The sequence below is a fragment of the Xenorhabdus yunnanensis genome (assembly GCF_028598805.1).
In the GTDB taxonomy this organism is placed as follows: domain Bacteria; phylum Pseudomonadota; class Gammaproteobacteria; order Enterobacterales; family Enterobacteriaceae; genus Xenorhabdus; species Xenorhabdus yunnanensis.
The window spans coordinates 44,687-62,734 of sequence record NZ_JAQRFI010000015.1 but is presented as its reverse complement, the minus strand read 5'-3'; the positions used below and the strand labels follow the sequence as shown (position 1 = coordinate 62,734).

16 protein-coding genes and 1 pseudogene are annotated in these 18,048 nt (G+C 42.9%); 8 read left to right on the top strand and 9 right to left on the bottom strand.

Features of this window, described 5'->3' with window-relative positions:
* Window positions 1–161: 161 nt before the first annotated feature.
* On the bottom strand, window positions 162–1,508 hold the full coding sequence (locus tag PSI23_RS08575) for an NCS2 family permease (protein WP_273554703.1): 1,347 nt from the start codon (window positions 1,506–1,508) through the stop codon (window positions 162–164).
* Between the two features lie 497 nt (window positions 1,509–2,005).
* Here PSI23_RS08575 and PSI23_RS08570 point away from each other — a divergent pair, with 497 nt between their 5' ends.
* The 5 genes and pseudogenes from PSI23_RS08570 to PSI23_RS08550 all read left to right on the top strand — a co-directional run.
* Complete coding sequence (locus tag PSI23_RS08570; protein ID WP_273554702.1) at window positions 2,006–2,761, top strand: hypothetical protein; 756 nt, start codon at window positions 2,006–2,008, stop codon at window positions 2,759–2,761.
* Window positions 2,754–3,392, top strand: a complete 639-nt coding sequence (locus PSI23_RS08565) for an RES family NAD+ phosphorylase (RefSeq protein WP_273554701.1) — start codon at window positions 2,754–2,756, stop codon at window positions 3,390–3,392. Before PSI23_RS08570 ends, PSI23_RS08565 begins: the two co-directional genes overlap by 8 nt.
* 136 nt (window positions 3,393–3,528) lie before the next feature.
* Window positions 3,529–4,794, top strand: a complete 1,266-nt coding sequence (locus PSI23_RS08560; RefSeq protein ID WP_273554700.1) for a DUF1479 domain-containing protein — start codon at window positions 3,529–3,531, stop codon at window positions 4,792–4,794.
* Window positions 4,795–5,084: 290 nt separating this feature from the next.
* Window positions 5,085–6,053 carry a glucokinase gene (gene glk, locus PSI23_RS08555; RefSeq protein ID WP_273554699.1) on the top strand — a complete coding sequence of 323 codons (969 nt, stop codon included), beginning with the start codon at window positions 5,085–5,087 and terminating at the stop codon, window positions 6,051–6,053.
* Between the two features lie 442 nt (window positions 6,054–6,495).
* Window positions 6,496–7,010: pseudogene (locus PSI23_RS08550) on the top strand (IS1 family transposase); the annotation flags it as partial.
* A gap of 96 nt (window positions 7,011–7,106) precedes the next feature.
* Here the strand turns inward: PSI23_RS08550 and PSI23_RS08545 are convergent.
* The 4 genes from PSI23_RS08545 to PSI23_RS08535 all read right to left on the bottom strand — a co-directional run bounded on the left by PSI23_RS08545 (window position 7,107) and on the right by PSI23_RS08535 (window position 8,713).
* Window positions 7,107–7,400: a type II toxin-antitoxin system RelE family toxin gene (locus PSI23_RS08545; RefSeq protein ID WP_273554698.1), complete on the bottom strand. Its 294-nt coding sequence runs from the start codon at window positions 7,398–7,400 to the stop codon at window positions 7,107–7,109.
* Window positions 7,390–7,644 (bottom strand): type II toxin-antitoxin system RelB/DinJ family antitoxin, encoded by a 255-nt coding sequence (locus PSI23_RS08540; RefSeq protein WP_273554697.1) that lies wholly within the window; start codon window positions 7,642–7,644, stop codon window positions 7,390–7,392. The genes PSI23_RS08545 and PSI23_RS08540 overlap by 11 nt, the downstream gene beginning before the upstream one ends.
* A 231-nt stretch (window positions 7,645–7,875) precedes the next feature.
* Window positions 7,876–8,067, bottom strand: a complete 192-nt coding sequence (locus PSI23_RS23190) for a DUF6694 family lipoprotein (protein WP_373567299.1) — start codon at window positions 8,065–8,067, stop codon at window positions 7,876–7,878.
* 127 nt (window positions 8,068–8,194) lie between these two features.
* The gene (locus PSI23_RS08535; protein ID WP_273554696.1) at window positions 8,195–8,713 is read right to left on the bottom strand and encodes a single-stranded DNA-binding protein; all 519 of its coding nucleotides are present in this window, start codon (window positions 8,711–8,713) and stop codon (window positions 8,195–8,197) included.
* 270 nt (window positions 8,714–8,983) lie between these two features.
* Here PSI23_RS08535 and uvrA point away from each other — a divergent pair, with 270 nt between their 5' ends.
* From uvrA to PSI23_RS08520, 3 genes are all read left to right on the top strand, one after another.
* The gene (uvrA, locus tag PSI23_RS08530) at window positions 8,984–11,815 is read left to right on the top strand and encodes an excinuclease ABC subunit UvrA (protein WP_273554695.1); all 2,832 of its coding nucleotides are present in this window, start codon (window positions 8,984–8,986) and stop codon (window positions 11,813–11,815) included.
* Window positions 11,816–12,537: 722 nt separating this feature from the next.
* Window positions 12,538–12,696, top strand: a complete 159-nt coding sequence (locus PSI23_RS08525; protein WP_306309549.1) for a DUF5993 family protein — start codon at window positions 12,538–12,540, stop codon at window positions 12,694–12,696.
* 12 nt (window positions 12,697–12,708) lie between these two features.
* Window positions 12,709–13,275: a disulfide bond formation protein B gene (locus PSI23_RS08520; RefSeq protein ID WP_273554694.1), complete on the top strand. Its 567-nt coding sequence runs from the start codon at window positions 12,709–12,711 to the stop codon at window positions 13,273–13,275.
* 107 nt (window positions 13,276–13,382) lie between these two features.
* Here PSI23_RS08520 and PSI23_RS08515 read toward each other — a convergent pair whose 3' ends face one another.
* The 4 genes from PSI23_RS08515 to alr all read right to left on the bottom strand — a co-directional run bounded on the left by PSI23_RS08515 (window position 13,383) and on the right by alr (window position 17,965).
* Window positions 13,383–14,510 carry an AAA family ATPase gene (locus tag PSI23_RS08515; RefSeq protein ID WP_273554693.1) on the bottom strand — a complete coding sequence of 376 codons (1,128 nt, stop codon included), beginning with the start codon at window positions 14,508–14,510 and terminating at the stop codon, window positions 13,383–13,385.
* Entirely contained in the window at window positions 14,507–15,238 is a 732-nt protein-coding gene (locus tag PSI23_RS08510; RefSeq protein WP_273554692.1) for an RNA ligase family protein, read from the bottom strand. Before PSI23_RS08510 ends, PSI23_RS08515 begins: the two co-directional genes overlap by 4 nt.
* 389 nt (window positions 15,239–15,627) lie before the next feature.
* Window positions 15,628–16,821, bottom strand: coding sequence for an amino acid aminotransferase (locus PSI23_RS08505; RefSeq protein ID WP_273554691.1), 1,194 nt, complete (start codon window positions 16,819–16,821; stop codon window positions 15,628–15,630).
* Window positions 16,822–16,885: 64 nt separating this feature from the next.
* Window positions 16,886–17,965 (bottom strand): alanine racemase, encoded by a 1,080-nt coding sequence (alr, locus tag PSI23_RS08500; protein ID WP_273554690.1) that lies wholly within the window; start codon window positions 17,963–17,965, stop codon window positions 16,886–16,888.
* Window positions 17,966–18,048: the final 83 nt, after the last annotated feature.

Here is an 18,048-nt window from a genome sequence, read left to right as displayed (position 1 = left end):
ACGGAAATCAAAAAGCAATCACACTGTGAATCAATGAGCATCAACCCATTTATATATTTTATACTTATCGGCGAAAGTGTGTTGAAAAATTAGCACATTTTAGATGTATATAAGGATGGAAAGAATGCGCAAACCCCCATCGTTTGCGCACACTATTTTAATCAGATGGCCCAATTTCCGGCATAAAATACAACTAATACAATGGCAATAATAATCGTACCAATGTTAAGTTTACGCCATTCACCAGAAAAAATACGTCCAACAACCAGCGCACTAAAGCCCAGCATAATGCCTGTCACGATATTACAAGTCAGTACGATAAATACAGCACACAGTAAACCTGACATCGCATCAACAAAATCATCAAAGTTTAGCTTTCGCACATTACTCAGCATCAATAACCCGACATACATCAAGGCGGGAGCCGTAGCATAGGCAGGCACCAGATATGACAGCGGAGACAAGAACAAAATCAACAGGAACAAAATACCAACAACGGAGGCAGTTAAACCCGTCTTACCACCAGCTGCGGTTCCTGCGGCGGACTCAATATAAACCGCGGCCGGGGAAGAGCCGATAGCTCCGGCAAAAATACTGCTGACAGAATCAGCGGTCAGTGCCTTGCCACCATTAATAATCTGGCCTCCCTTATCCAATAAATTCGCCTGCCCCGCTACGGCCCGGATTGTTCCCGTCGCATCAAATATTGCTGTCATTACCAATGCCAGAACACTGGGTAATACCATAGGCTGCAAAGCACCCATAATATCCATGCTGAACATCAGGGACAGGCCATCTTTCCCTAACGTGGGAAGCTTAAAAAATCCTTGATATTTAACGGCCGGATCAAAAATCAAGCCAATAATAGAAATCGCGATAATCATCAGTAAAATACCGCCCGGCACTTTCTTCCGTTCCAGACCGATAATTCCCGCCAGACCCAATAGCGTCATCACTACGGGAAATGAAGTCAGTGAACCAAAGGAAACAGGTAAGCCTACATGTGGATTCTTAACCACCAGACCAACACCATTGGCTGCAATCAACAATAAAAACAACCCGATGCCAATACCTGTTCCATGTGCAATGCCCATTGGCATATTACGCAAAATCCACGCCCGCACACCCGTCACTGAAATTATCGTAAACAAGCATCCCATTAGGAAAACCGCACCGAGCGCCACAGGAATATTTACCTGCTGCCCCAATACCAAACTGAACGCGGTAAATGCCGTCAATGAGATCGCACAGCCAATCGCCATTGGCAAATTCACCCACAATCCCATTAGTAACGAACCAATACCGGTCACTAAACAAACAGAAATAAACACAGCAGTATGAGGAAATCCGGCTTGCCCAAGCATTCCCGGAACCACAATAACGGAATAGACCATCGCCAAAAATGTCGTTAATCCAGCGAGAATTTCCTGACGTACCGTTGATCCGCGTTCAGTAATCTTAAAATACCTATCGAGTTTGCATTGAGTAGGTGCCTGCATACCAGACATGTTTTTCCCCTGCTTTTGTTGAATATGTCGCTTTAAAATCTACCGCTTTTCTCCCTCACTTCACCTGACAAAAGCCTAACGAAAACGATTACGTCACCGGACAAAAAAACTCCGTGCTGTACTCACTGGTTCAGCCATTCATTTACGCAATCGTTTGGCTTTCAAGACGAAAAAATGGTGAGAAAATTTGAGGCGAATGATTATCCGGTGAATCAGGGATAAGAATCAAGCGATAATCACAAAGATACCGAAATACACCACCATCGCCTGATTGTTATCAGCAAAAATGTTTTGTTGTAGGAAATATTGCAATTGTCTATATTTTGTGCGACCCTGCTATGTAACTGATATAAACCATATCAACAATATCTACACCCTATCTATTTCACGTTGCAGTGCGATGGCAAAGAAGCAAATCCCAAAAACATAGCCAATAAAATAACAACTTGAAAGATAATGGGTATACGTCTTATGCAAATACAGATAAGGGGCCTGGAGTGAATTTCAAGATAGCAAGAAAAAGCAGAGCAAAAGAAAAAACGCTCAGCTTAGGTTACGTTTCCCTTCTTGATGTACTTTCGTGCCAACAAGAACACATTGAGCATATTCATGTCACAGAAATCCCACCTAACGAAGCGGATCGTTTTTTATTGGTTGAATTACCTGAAGAGGCAGCCGGAGATCTTGATGTCAGGGATTTACGCATTGCCCTGCTAAGCGCGTTAAATACAGCTACCTCCATAAAACGTAGCTCTTCTTCCAGCAACTCTTCACCTAATATGATCCATCCAGAAATTTATGTTCATTCCAATGGCCTGAGTGGAGAAAACCAAAAAGACTCCTGGAGAACATCAAACCGAAAAGATCGGATTGAATCACTGAAAAATTCAATACTCGAAGAATCAAAATGGCTCCCTGCGTATGAACTCAGTCAGTCGGCAGGTTTTTCACTGCTCAATCCCAGTGCAACACCAAATCGCTGGAAAAAAGCTAAAAAAATCTTCGCCCTTTCAGTTAAGGGAAAGGATTTATATCCACAATATGCTCTGGATGAAGGAGGATTACCTATCCCCATCATCAAAAATATCATTGAAGTTTTTGATGGAAAAAAAACATGTTGGGGCATGGCAATTTGGTTTAGTACACCTAACTCATGGTTAGGTGAAGAAAAGCCAAAAGACGTTTTGATAAACCGCCCAAATGATGTCTTAAATGCGGCAAAGCAGGAAGCAGAAGGGCCGTTGCATGGATAATTTCCTCGATGGGAAATCCGTAAACACGGGGATTTGGAAAGCCCAAAATCCGATTGAACGTATTCATCATCAGGCATACAAAGGGGCTGAGTTTAATCCGGGAAAAGGAAACGCCAGATTCAGCCCCTGCAAAAATACACAAAATGAATTGATTCCCACTATCTATGGTGGTGAAAATATTTCCGTTGCGGTGATGGAAACCCTTTATCATGACGTGCCGACAGGAAGTAATAATATGCCTTTCGATCTGGGTAAATTAGATAAACTTGTCTACAGCCAATTAATTCCTAATATCAATCTCATCACTGTAGATATTAATATGCGGGTATTACGAAAGTGGGGCTACGAGCCAAAAGATGTTTTGCTTTCCGATGCCGAAAGCTATCCCCACACCCAAGAACTCGCGAGCCAGATCCACCGAGATAATCCATCAGCTCAAGCGATAACCTGGGCGTCAAAGCAACATGGTGATAAAGCGATAATGCTATTCGGTGATCGACTTAAACAAAACGAACTGACAATATCCATTGAATCACAACCGCTCTGGTCATCTAATCAAGTTATAAAAGCCGTGGATTTACTGGCAGATGAAATGGGTCTTATAACCTATAACAATCAAGAAATTATTTAATTCCTGCCCCCTAAAAAAGTGATAACCACGGTTCGAGCCTGTTACACCAAAAAGTAAATAGTTTTAAAAAATAAACAGTCTTAAAAATAAACACTTTAAAAACTACACCAATCATGATGAACAAATAGGATCTGCTATGGACACATCTTTTATCTCTCCCAGCTTTCCTGATAATTACCGCCAGAATATCCGTCAAATGAAACAAGCCATGCGCAAGCAAATTGGTAATGTCGAAGGTTTGTTCAAACAAGTTTGCGATAAAATAGAACAAGAGCTCGCAGCGGCTCGGGAAGATGAAAAGAATACAGGCAGCGCTTGGCCTGAAATCCACTTATATGATTTGGCAAAAAATCGAGTCACAGCAGCAACGATACAAAAGATTAAACGTCGAGGATGTTTAGTTGTCAGAGGAAATTTCCCCCGAGATACCGCACTTGCATGGGACAAATCCATGCTTGACTACCTTGAGATCAATAATTTTGATGCCGTTTATCAAGGCACTGGTGATAACTATTTTGGCAACCTTGAAGCCTCTCGTCCGGAAATTTATCCCATTTACTGGTCTCAAGCACAGATGCAGGCCCGACAAAGTAAAGAAATCGCGCAGGTACAATCTTTTCTCAATCGTCTGTGGAAATTTGAATCATCAGATGGCTCACGTTGGTTTGATCCTGATACCAGCATTATTTACCCTGATCGCATTCGCCGCAGGCCACCGGGCACAACATCCAAAGGGCTTGGTGCCCATACTGATTCTGGTGCTTTAGAACGTTGGTTACATCCTGCTTACCAAAAAGTGTTCAGACATATTTTCAATAATCAATTTGCAGAATACGATCCTTGGGATGCGGCGTATCGTCCAGAGATAAATGAATACGAGCTGGATAATGTAACCCGATGCTCTGTTTTTCGCACCTTTCAAGGCTGGACGGCGCTATCAGATATGGCACTCAATCAGGGACTGTTACATGTCGTTCCCGTGCCAGAAGCAATGGCTTATCTGCTGTTACGACCTTTACTAAATGATGTACCTGACGATGAACTTTGTGGCGTAGCTCCCGGTAATGCGTTACCAACTCTGGAGAAATGGCATCCTCATCTCATTAATGGGCTATGCAGCATCCCCTCTTTACAGGCGGGTGATTCTGTCTGGTGGCACTGTGATCTTATCCATTCTGTTGCACCTGTGAAAAATCAGCAAGGCTGGGGAAATGTGATGTATATCCCTGCTGCCCCTCTGTGTGACAGAAATCTTGCTTATGCGCATAAGGTGGCAAAATCGCTTGAAGATGGCACATCTCCGGCTGATTTCCCCCGAGAAAACTATGAAAAGAACTGGAAAAACCGTTTTATTTCCGCCGAATTAACTTCCATTGGCCGACATGGTCTTGGCTTGAGTTAAGCTGCTAATCTGGCACCGATGGCTCTGTCGGTATTAGGTTCCTCTGAAATATCGATATATTTTTATGCGGCCTTTGCGCCTGACCTTGTGTAAAATCCCCTCAATTCGACTTTTGACTGGTTCATTAGGATATATACCCAATGAATTTCAAGATGCGTCGCGGCGGCAAGGGAGCGAATCCCCGGAAGTATAGATAACTATGTGACCGGGGCGAGTGAGCGCAGCCAACAAAGAGGCAACTTGAAATACGAAGGGTATAGAGCATTCTGTAAGACTTAAGGAGATACACCATGACAACTTACGCCCTGGTAGGCGATATCGGCGGTACAAATGCACGACTGGCATTATGTGATGTGGATACTGGGCAACTGAGCGCAGTCGAAGTCTATCCCTGTGCGTATTATGCATCGCTTGAAATTGTTATCCGCCAGTACCTGAAACAGCAAAACTGTGAAGTCAATTATGGTTGCATCGCCATTGCCTGTCCGGTGACGGATGATATTATCAGCATGACCAACCACAGTTGGCGTTTTTCCGTTAGCCAAATGAAAGCGTCTCTGGGATGGGAACGTTTTGAGGTGATTAACGATTTTACCGCTGTTTCCCTCGCTATTCCGGTTCTGGGAGCTGATGATGTGATTCAGATTGGTGGAAAGCAACCTCAAGCCAAGCGTCCCATCGCGGTTTATGGGGCAGGTACTGGATTAGGTGTCGCCCATCTGATTCACACAGGAAACCAATGGATGAGCCTGCCCGGTGAAGGTGGTCATGTAGATTTCGCACCGGACAGCACAGAAGAAGATCATATGTTGAGTGTACTACGGGAAGAATATGATCATGTCTCCGCCGAACGTGTCCTTTCCGGGCCTGGCTTGGTGAATATTTATCGTGCTTTAATGAAGTTGAACGGTCAACCCGCAGAAGAGCTTACCCCACGCGATATTTCCGACCTTGCTCTAAGCGGAAATTGCCCTACCTGCAAACAGGCGCTGGAACTCTTTTGTTCAGCATTAGGGCGCTTTGGCGGAAACTTGGCGCTGAATATTGGTGCATTTGGTGGCGTGTACATTGCAGGTGGGATCGTTCCACGTTTCCTTGATTTCTTCCAAAAATCAGGCTTTCGGCAGGGATTTGAAAGCAAAGGCCGATTTACGAGTTATTTGCAGGATATTCCCGTGTATCTGATTACCCATGATAAACCCGGGTTACTGGGGGCAGGTTCTTATATCCGACAATCGTTGGGTAAAGCAATTGAGTAAATATATTGGGTAAATAACCTCAATATATTTATATCTGCTCATGCTATTTATTTGTTTGATTTTCTGTTGAAAAATATAAGCGATATTTAGCATGGGTGTCTTATGCATAGATCACATAGCCGAAGACGTACATGCAACTAATTTGAATATCTTGATGCAAGATAAACGCAATGAAATAGTTAAACACCGAGGTGAAGAGCAAGATCGATCAATTTTATATTTTGTTAAATGATTAAAAGGCATCGTCAGTCACTTTTATTAATACAGATCTTTAATGATATAAGTCAGTTTCTTGAGAAAAAATTTTCTGATATTCAGTGTGATTCTTGATTTGCATCAAAGTGCTTCATGCTGTTCTTCTTAAGCTAACCCCAGTATTTTTGTTAACATCATACTGTTACTGGGGTATCAAATGAGCATATTAAAGCTTTGTATTATCGGTAATGGAATGGGATGCCGGGCGACAGTGCGTGTGATGGGGATTGGTCTGAATACTGTCCTTCGCCATTTAAAAAGCTCAGACCCAAATCGGTAACAGAAGCCATTGCTCCCGGCACTGAAGTGATTGTCTGTTGCGAAATGGATGAGCAGTGGTCGTATGTGAAGTCAAAGAATCAGCCCCGTTGGCTCTTTTATGCTTACGGCCAGATCAGACGGAAAGTGATCGCCCACGTTTTTGACCCAAGAACAAAGAAAACATTGATGCGTCTGATGGCGCTACTGGCTCCCTTCAACATTGTGATCTCTATGACCGATGGCTGGAGAAGCGATGAAAAAACACTGGCGGGGAAGCTGCATGTGGTCAGTAAGCGTTATACACAACGCATAGAGAGACATAATCTGAATCTTCGTCAACATTTAGCAAGACTGACTCGCAAAACGTTGTCTTTTTCAAAATCCATCGAAATACATGACAGGGTCATAGGGTATTATTTAAACATTCATCACTATCAATAAATTGGTATCATGACCTGTTTTATGTATGAACGAAGCTATCCACATTTCTCCCAGTAAAAAGCTCCTGCAAAATACTTGTTATTATAACCCTATGACTTATGGCGCAATGCGATCGCTGGCCATTTTATAAGCTTTTGAAGCCTCCCTTTTACCTACAGCTATGACCCATATCACAATCTCTTCGTCTATCACTTGGTAGACAAGACGAAATCCCGAAGAACGAAGTTTTATTTTAAAGCAGCCAGATAACTCTCCGTGCAATCTAGCTGACTCAACATAAGGGTTACCTTGTAGCTTTCGCAGCTTCTTTTTAAACTGCTCACGTATACTTTTATCAAGCTTTTGCCACTCTTTTAAAGCACGTTCGTCAAATTCAATACTAAATGTCATCGAGATTTACCCGAATTCGTTTAGCGGAATTTTTTAGGCGATCACGTACTACTTCTAGAATGTCCTCATCCTCATCGTGTTCCGAGACCATCACGGATACTTCCGCGAACGGCAGTTTTTCATTTTCTGCTACATAACGCAGAAAGAGTCGCAATGCATCGGAGGGTGACAGGTTCAGTTTATCAAATGCCCGATACGCACTCTCTTTAAGTTCTTCATCTACTCTTATCTGAATCGTACTCATAGTATCCTCAAATGTAATTACGTTTGTATTGCATTGTACATTATTGCATCTATGGTGCAATGAGTTTTACAAACTGTATATGAAGAGAAAAGCTCCTCTTAAGGCTTATTTACTTCTTCTCACCCATTTCTATGATTTCTTTGGCCGTTTTGCCATAAAGTGCTGCTTTGAACTTTTGAATCTTTTGGGCTTTATCAGCATTAGAAAAACCGACTTTGAATATAGTCACCTCTATTGTTTTTTGAACTTCACTCGGTCTTCTGATGACAATTCCTGATTTATTTTCTGAATGGATTCTTTCATTGCTGTATTGCTTGAAGCATCAAGCTTCAGCTCACCACATCTAACTAAAAACAATGATAAAACCAATACCGTAAGAACCTTTCTTATATAATGGTAATCCCTACGAAAAACCCATCCCACTTTCCAAAGGTAGCCAATAAACCTATTTATACCAAAAAATCGATAAAAAATATTATGTAAGCACAAAAAAACCCCGTATAAACGGGGTCTTATAGACAGAAACTTACCTAAATGCTCTTAGTAAACGTTAGAACGGAATGTCATCATCGAAATCCATTGGTGGCTCATTGCTCTGTGGCGCAGGAGACTGTGCCGGGCGAGACGGAGCGCCGCCGCTGAATTGCTGAGATGCTTGTGGCTGCTGTGGTTGTCCCCAACCACCTTGTGCTGGTGCATCTTGGCTTGCTGCACTGCCGCGGCTGCCCAGCATTTGCATGGTGCCGCCGATAGGATTGACCGCAACTTCCGTGGTATAACGATCTTGACCACTCTGATCCTGCCATTTGCGAGTCTGTAAAGAACCTTCGATATAAACCTGAGAGCCTTTGCGCAGGTATTCACCGGCGACTTCTGCCAATTTACCGAATATCACTACGCGATGCCATTCGGTTTTCTCTCTCATCTCACCGGTTTGCTTGTCACGCCAGCTCTCAGACGTTGCCAGAGTAATGTTGGTGACTGCACCGCCATTCGGCATATAGCGAACTTCCGGGTCCTGCCCCAAATTACCCACTAAAATAACTTTGTTTACGCCTCTGCTGGCCATTGGGAATACTCCTGATGAAATGAATTTTGCTAAAAAATAGAATTCTCTAATTATAAGCGAAGTAGTTTACCATGCGAGGACTAAGTTTAAACAGAGAGCCGTTATATTATACTTTGCGAAGCTCATCGTACTTTACATTATCATGGTTACAGTATAATTCTCCATTAAACACTGTATATCCATTCAGCAATGTTTGTGCAATAATGACGCGTTTATGAGTTTTGCACTATAAATAGAGTTTTGCACTATCAATAATCTGGGAAGTGGTATATGGATAACATCGAAGTTCGGGGCGCCCGCACCCATAATCTCAAGAATATCAATTTAATAATTCCCCGTGACAAGCTAATAGTCATTACTGGGCTATCTGGCTCCGGTAAGTCATCTCTGGCTTTCGATACCCTGTATGCAGAGGGGCAACGCCGCTATGTTGAATCACTCTCTGCATATGCCCGCCAATTTTTGTCACTGATGGAAAAACCGGATGTCGATCATATTGAGGGGCTATCACCGGCCATTTCTATTGAGCAAAAGTCTACTTCCCATAACCCGCGATCTACCGTCGGAACAATAACTGAAATTCACGATTATCTCCGCTTGCTATTTGCACGAGTGGGCGAACCGCGCTGCCCTGAACACGATATTACGCTGGCGGCACAGACGATCAGCCAGATGGTGGATAACGTTCTGACACTGCCGGAAGGTCAACGCCTGATGCTACTGGCGCCTGTCGTCAAAGAGCGTAAGGGCGAGCATGCCAAGCTGCTGGATAATCTCGCGGCACAAGGCTATATCCGCACCCGTATTGATGGTGAAGTATGTGATCTTTCCGATCCACCAAAACTCGAATTACAGAAAAAACATACTATCGAAGTCGTCATCGACCGTTTCAAAGTACGTGCTGACCTCGCTCAACGATTGGCGGAATCACTCGAAACTGCGTTGGAGCTTTCCGGTGGTACTGCCGTTATTGCCAATATGGATGATACTCAGGCCGAGGAACTGGTTTTCTCCGCCAATTTTGCCTGTTCAATATGTGGCTATAGTATGAGCGAGCTGGAGCCACGCCTGTTTTCCTTCAACAATCCCGCTGGTGCTTGCCCAACTTGTGACGGCTTAGGCGTTCAGCAATTTTTCGATCCCGAGCGTGTTGTTCAGAATGAAGATATTTCCCTTGCAGGTGGTGCAATCCGCGGTTGGGATCGCCGTAATTTCTATTATTTCCAGATGCTGAAATCACTGGCTGAACACTACAAATTCGATATCGAAGCATCATTTAATCAGTTAAGCCCAGCCATTCGAAAAGCGGTTTTATACGGTTCAGACAAAGAGTCTATCGAATTCAAATACACCAATGACCGTGGCGATGTGACCGTGCGTAACCATCCGTTTGAAGGTGTTTTGCATAATATGGAACGCCGCTATAAAGAGACGGAATCCACCTCAGTACGGGAAGAGTTGGCAAAATATATCAGCAATCGCTCCTGTGTTTCTTGCGACGGAACTCGATTGCGTCAAGAAGCACGTCATGTTTTTATCGGAAATACCACGCTGCCGCAAATTTCGGATTTCAGCATCGGTCATGCGATGGAGTTTTTCCAAAATATCAAATTGAGTGGACAACGAGCCAAAATTGCCGAAAAAGTCCTGAAAGAGATCCATGATCGTCTGAAATTCTTGGTTAACGTTGGATTGAATTATCTGACTCTCTCTCGTTCAGCAGAAACCCTTTCTGGCGGGGAAGCACAGCGTATCCGTCTGGCGAGCCAGATTGGTGCTGGTCTTGTTGGTGTAATGTATGTGCTGGATGAACCTTCCATTGGTCTGCATCAACGGGATAATGAGCGTTTGCTGGAAACGCTGCTGCATCTGCGCAATTTGGGCAATACCGTTATCGTAGTCGAACATGACGAAGACGCCATCCGTGCGGCTGATCATATTATTGATATCGGGCCAGGAGCGGGTGTGCATGGTGGTGAGATTGTTGCCGAAGGCACTATAGCCGATATTATGGGAAGCCAAAAATCCCTCACAGGCAAATACCTGAGTGGTGAACGCAAGATTGCCATTCCAGAGCGGCGTGTGCCAGCCAATCCAGACAAAATGCTGAAATTGATTGGCGCAAAAGGTAATAATCTGAAAAAGGTGACATTAAAACTGCCTGTTGGCTTGTTTACTTGTATCACTGGTGTTTCTGGTTCCGGCAAATCAACGTTGATCAACGATACGTTGTTCCCTATAGCACAGCGCCAGCTCAATGGGGCAACAAATATTACTCCTGCACCTTACATCGATATCCAAGGTCTTGAGCACTTTGATAAAGTGATCGATATCGACCAAAGCCCGATTGGCAGAACTCCTCGCTCAAACCCTGCTACTTATACTGGCGTGTTCACCCCAGTAAGGGAATTATTCTCTGGAGTTCCTGAATCCCGAACCCGTGGTTATACGCCGGGGCGTTTCAGTTTCAACGTTAAAGGTGGACGCTGTGAAGCCTGTCAGGGTGATGGCGTAATTAAAGTTGAGATGCACTTCTTGCCTGATGTTTATGTGTCTTGCGATCAATGCAAAGGCAAGCGTTACAACCGCGAAACGCTGGAAATCAAATATAAAGGTAAGAATATTAATGAAGTGCTGAATATGACCATTGAAGAGGCCTGTGAATTTTTCGATGCAGTCCCGGCTCTTGCCCGCAAGCTACAAACCTTGATAGATGTTGGCCTCTCCTATATTCGTCTGGGGCAATCTGCAACAACACTTTCAGGCGGGGAAGCACAACGGGTAAAACTCGCGCGGGAATTATCCAAACGGGGTACAGGCCAGACCCTGTATATCCTTGATGAGCCAACAACTGGCCTGCATTTTGCGGATATTCAGCAATTGCTGTCTGTTCTGCATCAACTACGGGATCAAGGAAATACCATTGTTGTCATCGAGCATAATCTGGATGTCATCAAAACGGCTGACTGGATTGTCGACCTTGGCCCTGAAGGCGGCAGCGGTGGCGGTAAGATACTAGTATCGGGAACACCAGAAGAAGTGGCCCAGTGCGAAAAATCTCACACTGCTCGTTTTTTGAAGCCGATACTACAACCTAAGTGAGAATAATGTTCTATTTTGGTACTATTATCTTTCTCATGATACGATGATCTTTCTGAATAGTGGCTTAGGATTTAAAGCACATTATTCAATTTTTCTTCCCCGTTGCTATGTACGGGGATAAACCGGCAGAATATTTATCTTTGTGGTGAAAAACCACGTGTTCCCCGTGTAAACGGGGATTAGATTTGTACTTTTCCTCTTTCGGCTCAATAAAATATTAAAGGCAGATTATTTATCTTTCTGTTGTATTGCAGTTTACTAGATGTGTTCTATGATTACGCTATATTCAAGATTCAAATAAATACGGCCTGATAGCGCTAAAAATCACATTGAGGTTAACTGTCTAATGGCAAAAAACAATATCTCTCCTTCCCAAAAAAATCGACATCAAAATTTCAAAATAATCCATAAAATCATAGAAATAAACAATAAACTTAACGTTCTTAACGCTAAAGTCAGGCGGTTAGAAAATATAGTTAGCCAGTTAGAAAATGAGGAAAAACATCTCAGTCAGAAAATCATGCAACTAACCAATTATTAGTAATAACAAGCTTGTTTTCCGCTCACAGCTAAACTTCCTGTAGAGCGAAAGGGTTAGTGAAATAATCTATCTGATGATCTCATAATATATGGTTGACCTAATATTATTAATGATCATATTACCAATGCATCAATGCCAAAATGGCATAACATATTCTTTAAATTTATAATGGAGATTAAACATGTATATGTTTTTACCGTTCTTAATTGCGCTAGTTACAATCGTCACTGTCATTACTGGCAAAAAAAAGCTGACATATACGCTTTGGTTTGCTTTATTCATCATCACGGTATTTTGGTTTAAATATCATGCAACTGATGCATTAAACCTTTCTTTTTAATCGGAGGCCGTAATGAATAATACAATGTCAGCACCGCGTAATGTTAACCTCGCAATGGCCTTGAATATCCTCGGTCTGTTCGGTATTAGTGTAATTTTGATAGTCGCGTTTTATTATCAGCTAGCGCGTTTTGAACTTCCCTGCCCATTATGTTTATTGCAGCGTGCAGGCATCATCATGATTGGTTTCGGCTTTTTGTTTAATATTTACTTCGGTATAAAAAACGCCCATTATAGCCTCTCATTACTCGGCTGTATTGTGACTGGTTTCGTTGCCATGCGTCAGGTTTCTCTCCATATCCTGCCGGGAGATATGGGATATGGTTCAACTTTCTTCGGCCTGCATTTTTATACTTGGGCCGCAATTCTGTCTATTCTGACGATCATTGCCATTGCGGTTATTATGCCTCTGAAAATCGGTAATACTGATTCAGCAAAATACACGCCACCACCATTAGGCAAAATTGCTATGGGTTTGTTCGCATTTTTAATTGCAGCCAATCTGGTTTCTACCATATTGGAATGTGGCGGCGGACAATGTGATGACAACCCGACGTTCTATCAGTTACTAAAGAAGTAATTCTTTCATACTGAAATCATTAAAATAGAAGGCTACGTAATTCCAACAGCCTTCTATCTTTTCCAATAAGATCTTTTCAGCGAAATCACCAGAAATATATTCTGTAGTTATCGATTCAAAAGCTCCGAGTCAATGAAATAGCAAACTTCATGTGCCTCTTCCGGTGTCGGAACCTCCAGCTTACCAAGCATCCGATCCATCACCTTATCCGGTACAGCATATTGACGATTGCTGTTCTGTTTATGCCAACGTTTATAGTCTTGTTCAATGTAAACAATCCTAACTCGGGCATCATAACTCACAAATAATTTGATGAGTTGCTGGCGTATCTGTTCTGTCAGGTTGGTGGCATTCCAAATGAAATTTTGCCTGCTACGCAATTTATCTCTGGCTTGCTGCTTTGCTTGCTGTACAACCCAACCATTGGCATGTTTATCTTCTGGACTAATTTGATGTTCGCGACGAATCGCATCCAGACTAATCACAGGCATTCCTTCGCCATATAGTTGGATAAAATGGTCTTTACCCATCCCCGGCAATCCGCACAACAAGGTTACCTGACTGCCATAGTTATCATAAGGCTGGTAATCTGGCTGCTCACTATCCGTAAAAAAGTAATGGAAACAAGCCTCACTAGATGAGAATACCCGTGACTCCCGCCAGCAACCCTGTTCACGGCAGTAAAGCTCAAACAGCTCAATACGTTCCAATAATTCCTGTGCGTCATGACATGTGCGCCCTAATACATCTGCTTTTGCCAGTAAAGCCAGCAAATAAGTATCAACACGCAATGATGCCGCCAATAATGCCTTTTGTGGACTGGGTTTTTCCATTAACCACAATGGTAATCCATGGAAACGCACAAGTGCGGCGATCTGTTCCCGTATTGCAAATGGTGTTGGTATTTGCTGAAACAGAATTTTTCTGGCCGTTAATTCTCCTTTACGGGCGTGTCCCGGAGAAATAATGTGTCCATCCCAATCTATCCGCGTCGTACTACGCTTCTCTACATCATGTAATAATGCCGCCGTCCAAAGAATTTCCTGTTCTTCCGGGGCCAATAATGAATATTCGGGTAATAGCTCCAATGCCGCCAATACCATTTGAGTGTGGATTGCGACATCACCTTCGGCATGGTGAATGGGATCTTGCTGAACACCATTCATATCAGCGATAAAAGAGAAGGTTGAGGATAAATAATCCCATGACTTATGGTGGCTGAATACCCAACTCATTCCCTTTCTCCTTTTGCCCTATTTTTATTTGAACCAGAAAGACGTTCGAAATATAGAGGTGCTCTTTGCCAATGACGTTTCCAATGTATATCCGTTTTAACATGATTTTTTCGCACATATTTAAAAACATGATGCGCAAAATCAGTTATCAAATATTCTCCTGCATCTCGGCTAACAATGCCTTCCATTGAGCACTCTTGCTTGGTTTGTGTATCCCAAGAAGAAAAACAACTGCCCTGCCTTGCCGTTTCAATAATATTTTGCATAAATGCAGATTCATTCGATGTTTCAGGAATATTGATTTCAGGCACTGTCGGAAAATCGAATAATGCGGCATAAAATTTGACTTCTTCCCAACTGAGCCAGCAATCTTTAATGCGCACCGCAAATACAAAGAAGTATTCTTCAATATGAAGATATTCGATGGAATGAATGGCATAAAGATTTTCGCCAAAGATCTCAATATCGCCTAAATCGTCTTTAAGCAATTGCCAACGCTGACGAATCTGTTGAGTCCATGCCGATTGTGTTGGTGCCGCATGTGAACGGGCGAATACGCCATAGCGATTTAAACAATTATTCTCACCGTCCAATTTTTCGGTATGAATAAGCTGCTTAATTTTTTTCATATCGAGCCACCAATGAGAATTAATACGATCGTCACTGGTCGTGCCTGGCGAGAACGGATAATGGAACGTTCTACCATACTTTCTTGATTGCATATCCATAATGCTTTGACTCTTTTGATAATTATCCCAATAAAAGCGCAATGTCACCTTTACAGACTAATGTTCATCTGAATGACCGATGAAAGAGTTCAAGAGTTGGTATTACATTTTCTTTATTTCCATTTATTTAATCCTTTCATGAAGAAGGATTAAGTTAAATATTCGATTGGCATTTAATATTAAAGTGAAAGATTTTTTAAATTTAGATGATTACTATATTTAGATGGCTACTATATATGAAGAAGTTATAGATTGACAGAGCGAACAAACTTCAATCACAAATACCCTATAAAAATCTTCTAATTTGGGCTAACACTTTTTTAAGCTAGCAATTTCAAGTTGCGGCCAATAAAGCTGCAACTTGAAATTCTACCAGTGATATAAGATCACTAACTCACCGCAGAAAATGCCTCTGCAATACGCTGTACGTTATGGTGATTCACTCCAGCCATACAAACACGGCCAGAACCGACCAGATAAACACCGAATTCTTCACGCAATCTATCAACTTGTTTCTGGCTGAACCCGGTATAGCTGAACATGCCGCGCTGTTTCAGTAAGTGGTCAAAATTTTTCTCCGGCAAGGCTTTTTTTAATGCATTTACCAATACTGTCCGCATTTCCAGAATACGCAAGCGCATCCGTTCTACTTCTTCCAGCCATTGGTTTTTTAACTCAGTATTACTCAATACTCTGGCAACAACCTGCGCCCCAAAATTTGGGGGACTGGAGTAAATACGGCGCACTCCCGCTTTCAATTGCCCTAAAACACGTTCAGCCACTTTTGCATCGTCACAGATAACTGATAACCCACCAACTCGCTCACCATACAATGAGAAAATTTTCGAGAATGAGTTACTGACCAGACAAGGTAGCTCCGCATTTGCCATTGCTCGGATCACATAAGCATCTTCTTCCATGCCATCAGCAAAACCCTGATAAGCGATATCAAGGAAAGGTAGCAATTCCCGCTCTTTGGCAACTTGAACCACCTGATCCCATTGATCATTAGTGAGATCTGAACCTGTTGGGTTATGACAGCAAGGATGCATTAAAATAATACTTTTTGTAGGCAATTGTTTGAATGTTGCCAGCATTTCGTCAAATTTCACCCCTTTGGTTTTATCATCAAAATAAGGGTAATAGTTCACCTTGACGCCAGCTCCGGCAAAAATGGCAGCATGGTTTTCCCAGGTCGGATCACTGCACCATACTTCAGAATCTGGAAAATAACGATGTAAGAAATTGGCTCCTACTTTCAGTGCACCTGAGCCACCCAATGTTTGAATGGTTGCAATACGCTTCTGGTTTAACAATGGATGATCTTTGCCGAACAGCAATTCCTGAATTGCTACGCGATAAGCAAACAACCCTTCCATTGGGAGGTAAAGAGACGCAGACTGTGGCAAAGCGCGCATTTGTGCTTCGGCAGCCGCAACAGCCTGCAATTTTGGTGTTATACCCTGCTCATCGTAATATAGCCCGATACTCAGATTAATTTTTTCTGCACGAGGATCGTTTTTAAATACTTCCATCAACGACAGAATAGGATCACCCGCATACGCATCAACATTCTGGAACACTACGTTATACTCCCTGCTAGTGAGTTTATAAAAGATACAATAGCAAACAATATAACTTACCAGATTATTCGTCTAGATATTCCATTGCAACACGTGAGGTCAGCTTCGTAATCAGCTCGTAAGCACTGATCCCCGAATGCTCTGCAATTCTTTCCACTGGCAGAACATTCCCCCAAAGCGTAACTTCATCTCCAACTTTATCCTGACATGCAGGTCCCAGATCCACAGTAATCATATCCATGGATACGCGACCAACAAGCGGCACTTCCCGTCCATTGATAAATACAGGTGTACCGACTGGTGCACTGCGGGGATAACCATCACCGTATCCCATCGCCACAACGCCAAGGCAGGTATCACGCTCGCTGATCCACATACCGCCGTATCCTACCGACTCCCCTGCTTTATGTTTACGTACTGCGATTAAGCTGGATTTTAGTGTCATCGCAGGGACTAAATTGAAGTCAGTAGCCGTTTTATCTATCGTTGGCGAAGCACCATACATCATAATGCCGGGACGCACCCAGTCCAGATGCGCTTGTGACCACAATAAAATCCCCCCAGAGGCAGCGATGGATTTTTCGCCGGCTTTATCTGCAATAAATGCCATAAAACAATCAATTTGTTGCTGAGTCGTCTCAACCGTAGGCTCATCTGCACGGCTAAAATGACTGATGATATTAACGGGTTGTTCAACGTTATGGCAGCGGCTCAGACGTTGATAAAATTCTTCTGCTTCATCGACCCTGACACCTAAGCGATGCATGCCTGTATCCAGTTTCATCCACACTTTAATCGGATAGGACAAATCCGCCTGTTCCAGTGCCTCGAGCTGCTCAATGCAATGCACTACGGTTTCAATATGGTTGACGACTAAAATAGGCAGATCAGCCGCTTCAAAAAAACCTTCCAATAGCAAGATGGGTTTGACGATCCCACCACTACACAGGGCAAGTGCTTCCCCAATTCGAGCGACACCGAAGCAATCAGCATCTTCCATTGTGTACGCAGTTTCTAATAAACCATGTCCATAGGCGTTTGCTTTCACAACTGCAATCAGTTTACTGTCAGGAGCTTGTACTCTCACCTGTTGCAAATTGTGTCGCAGAGCGCGGCGGTCGATAACAGCAGTTGCCGCTTTCATTTCATCCCCTTTTTATAATTTTTCAATCAGGTTTGATAAATAACAGCCTATCTTCGATGTTGATTATTCAGTCATTTGAACAT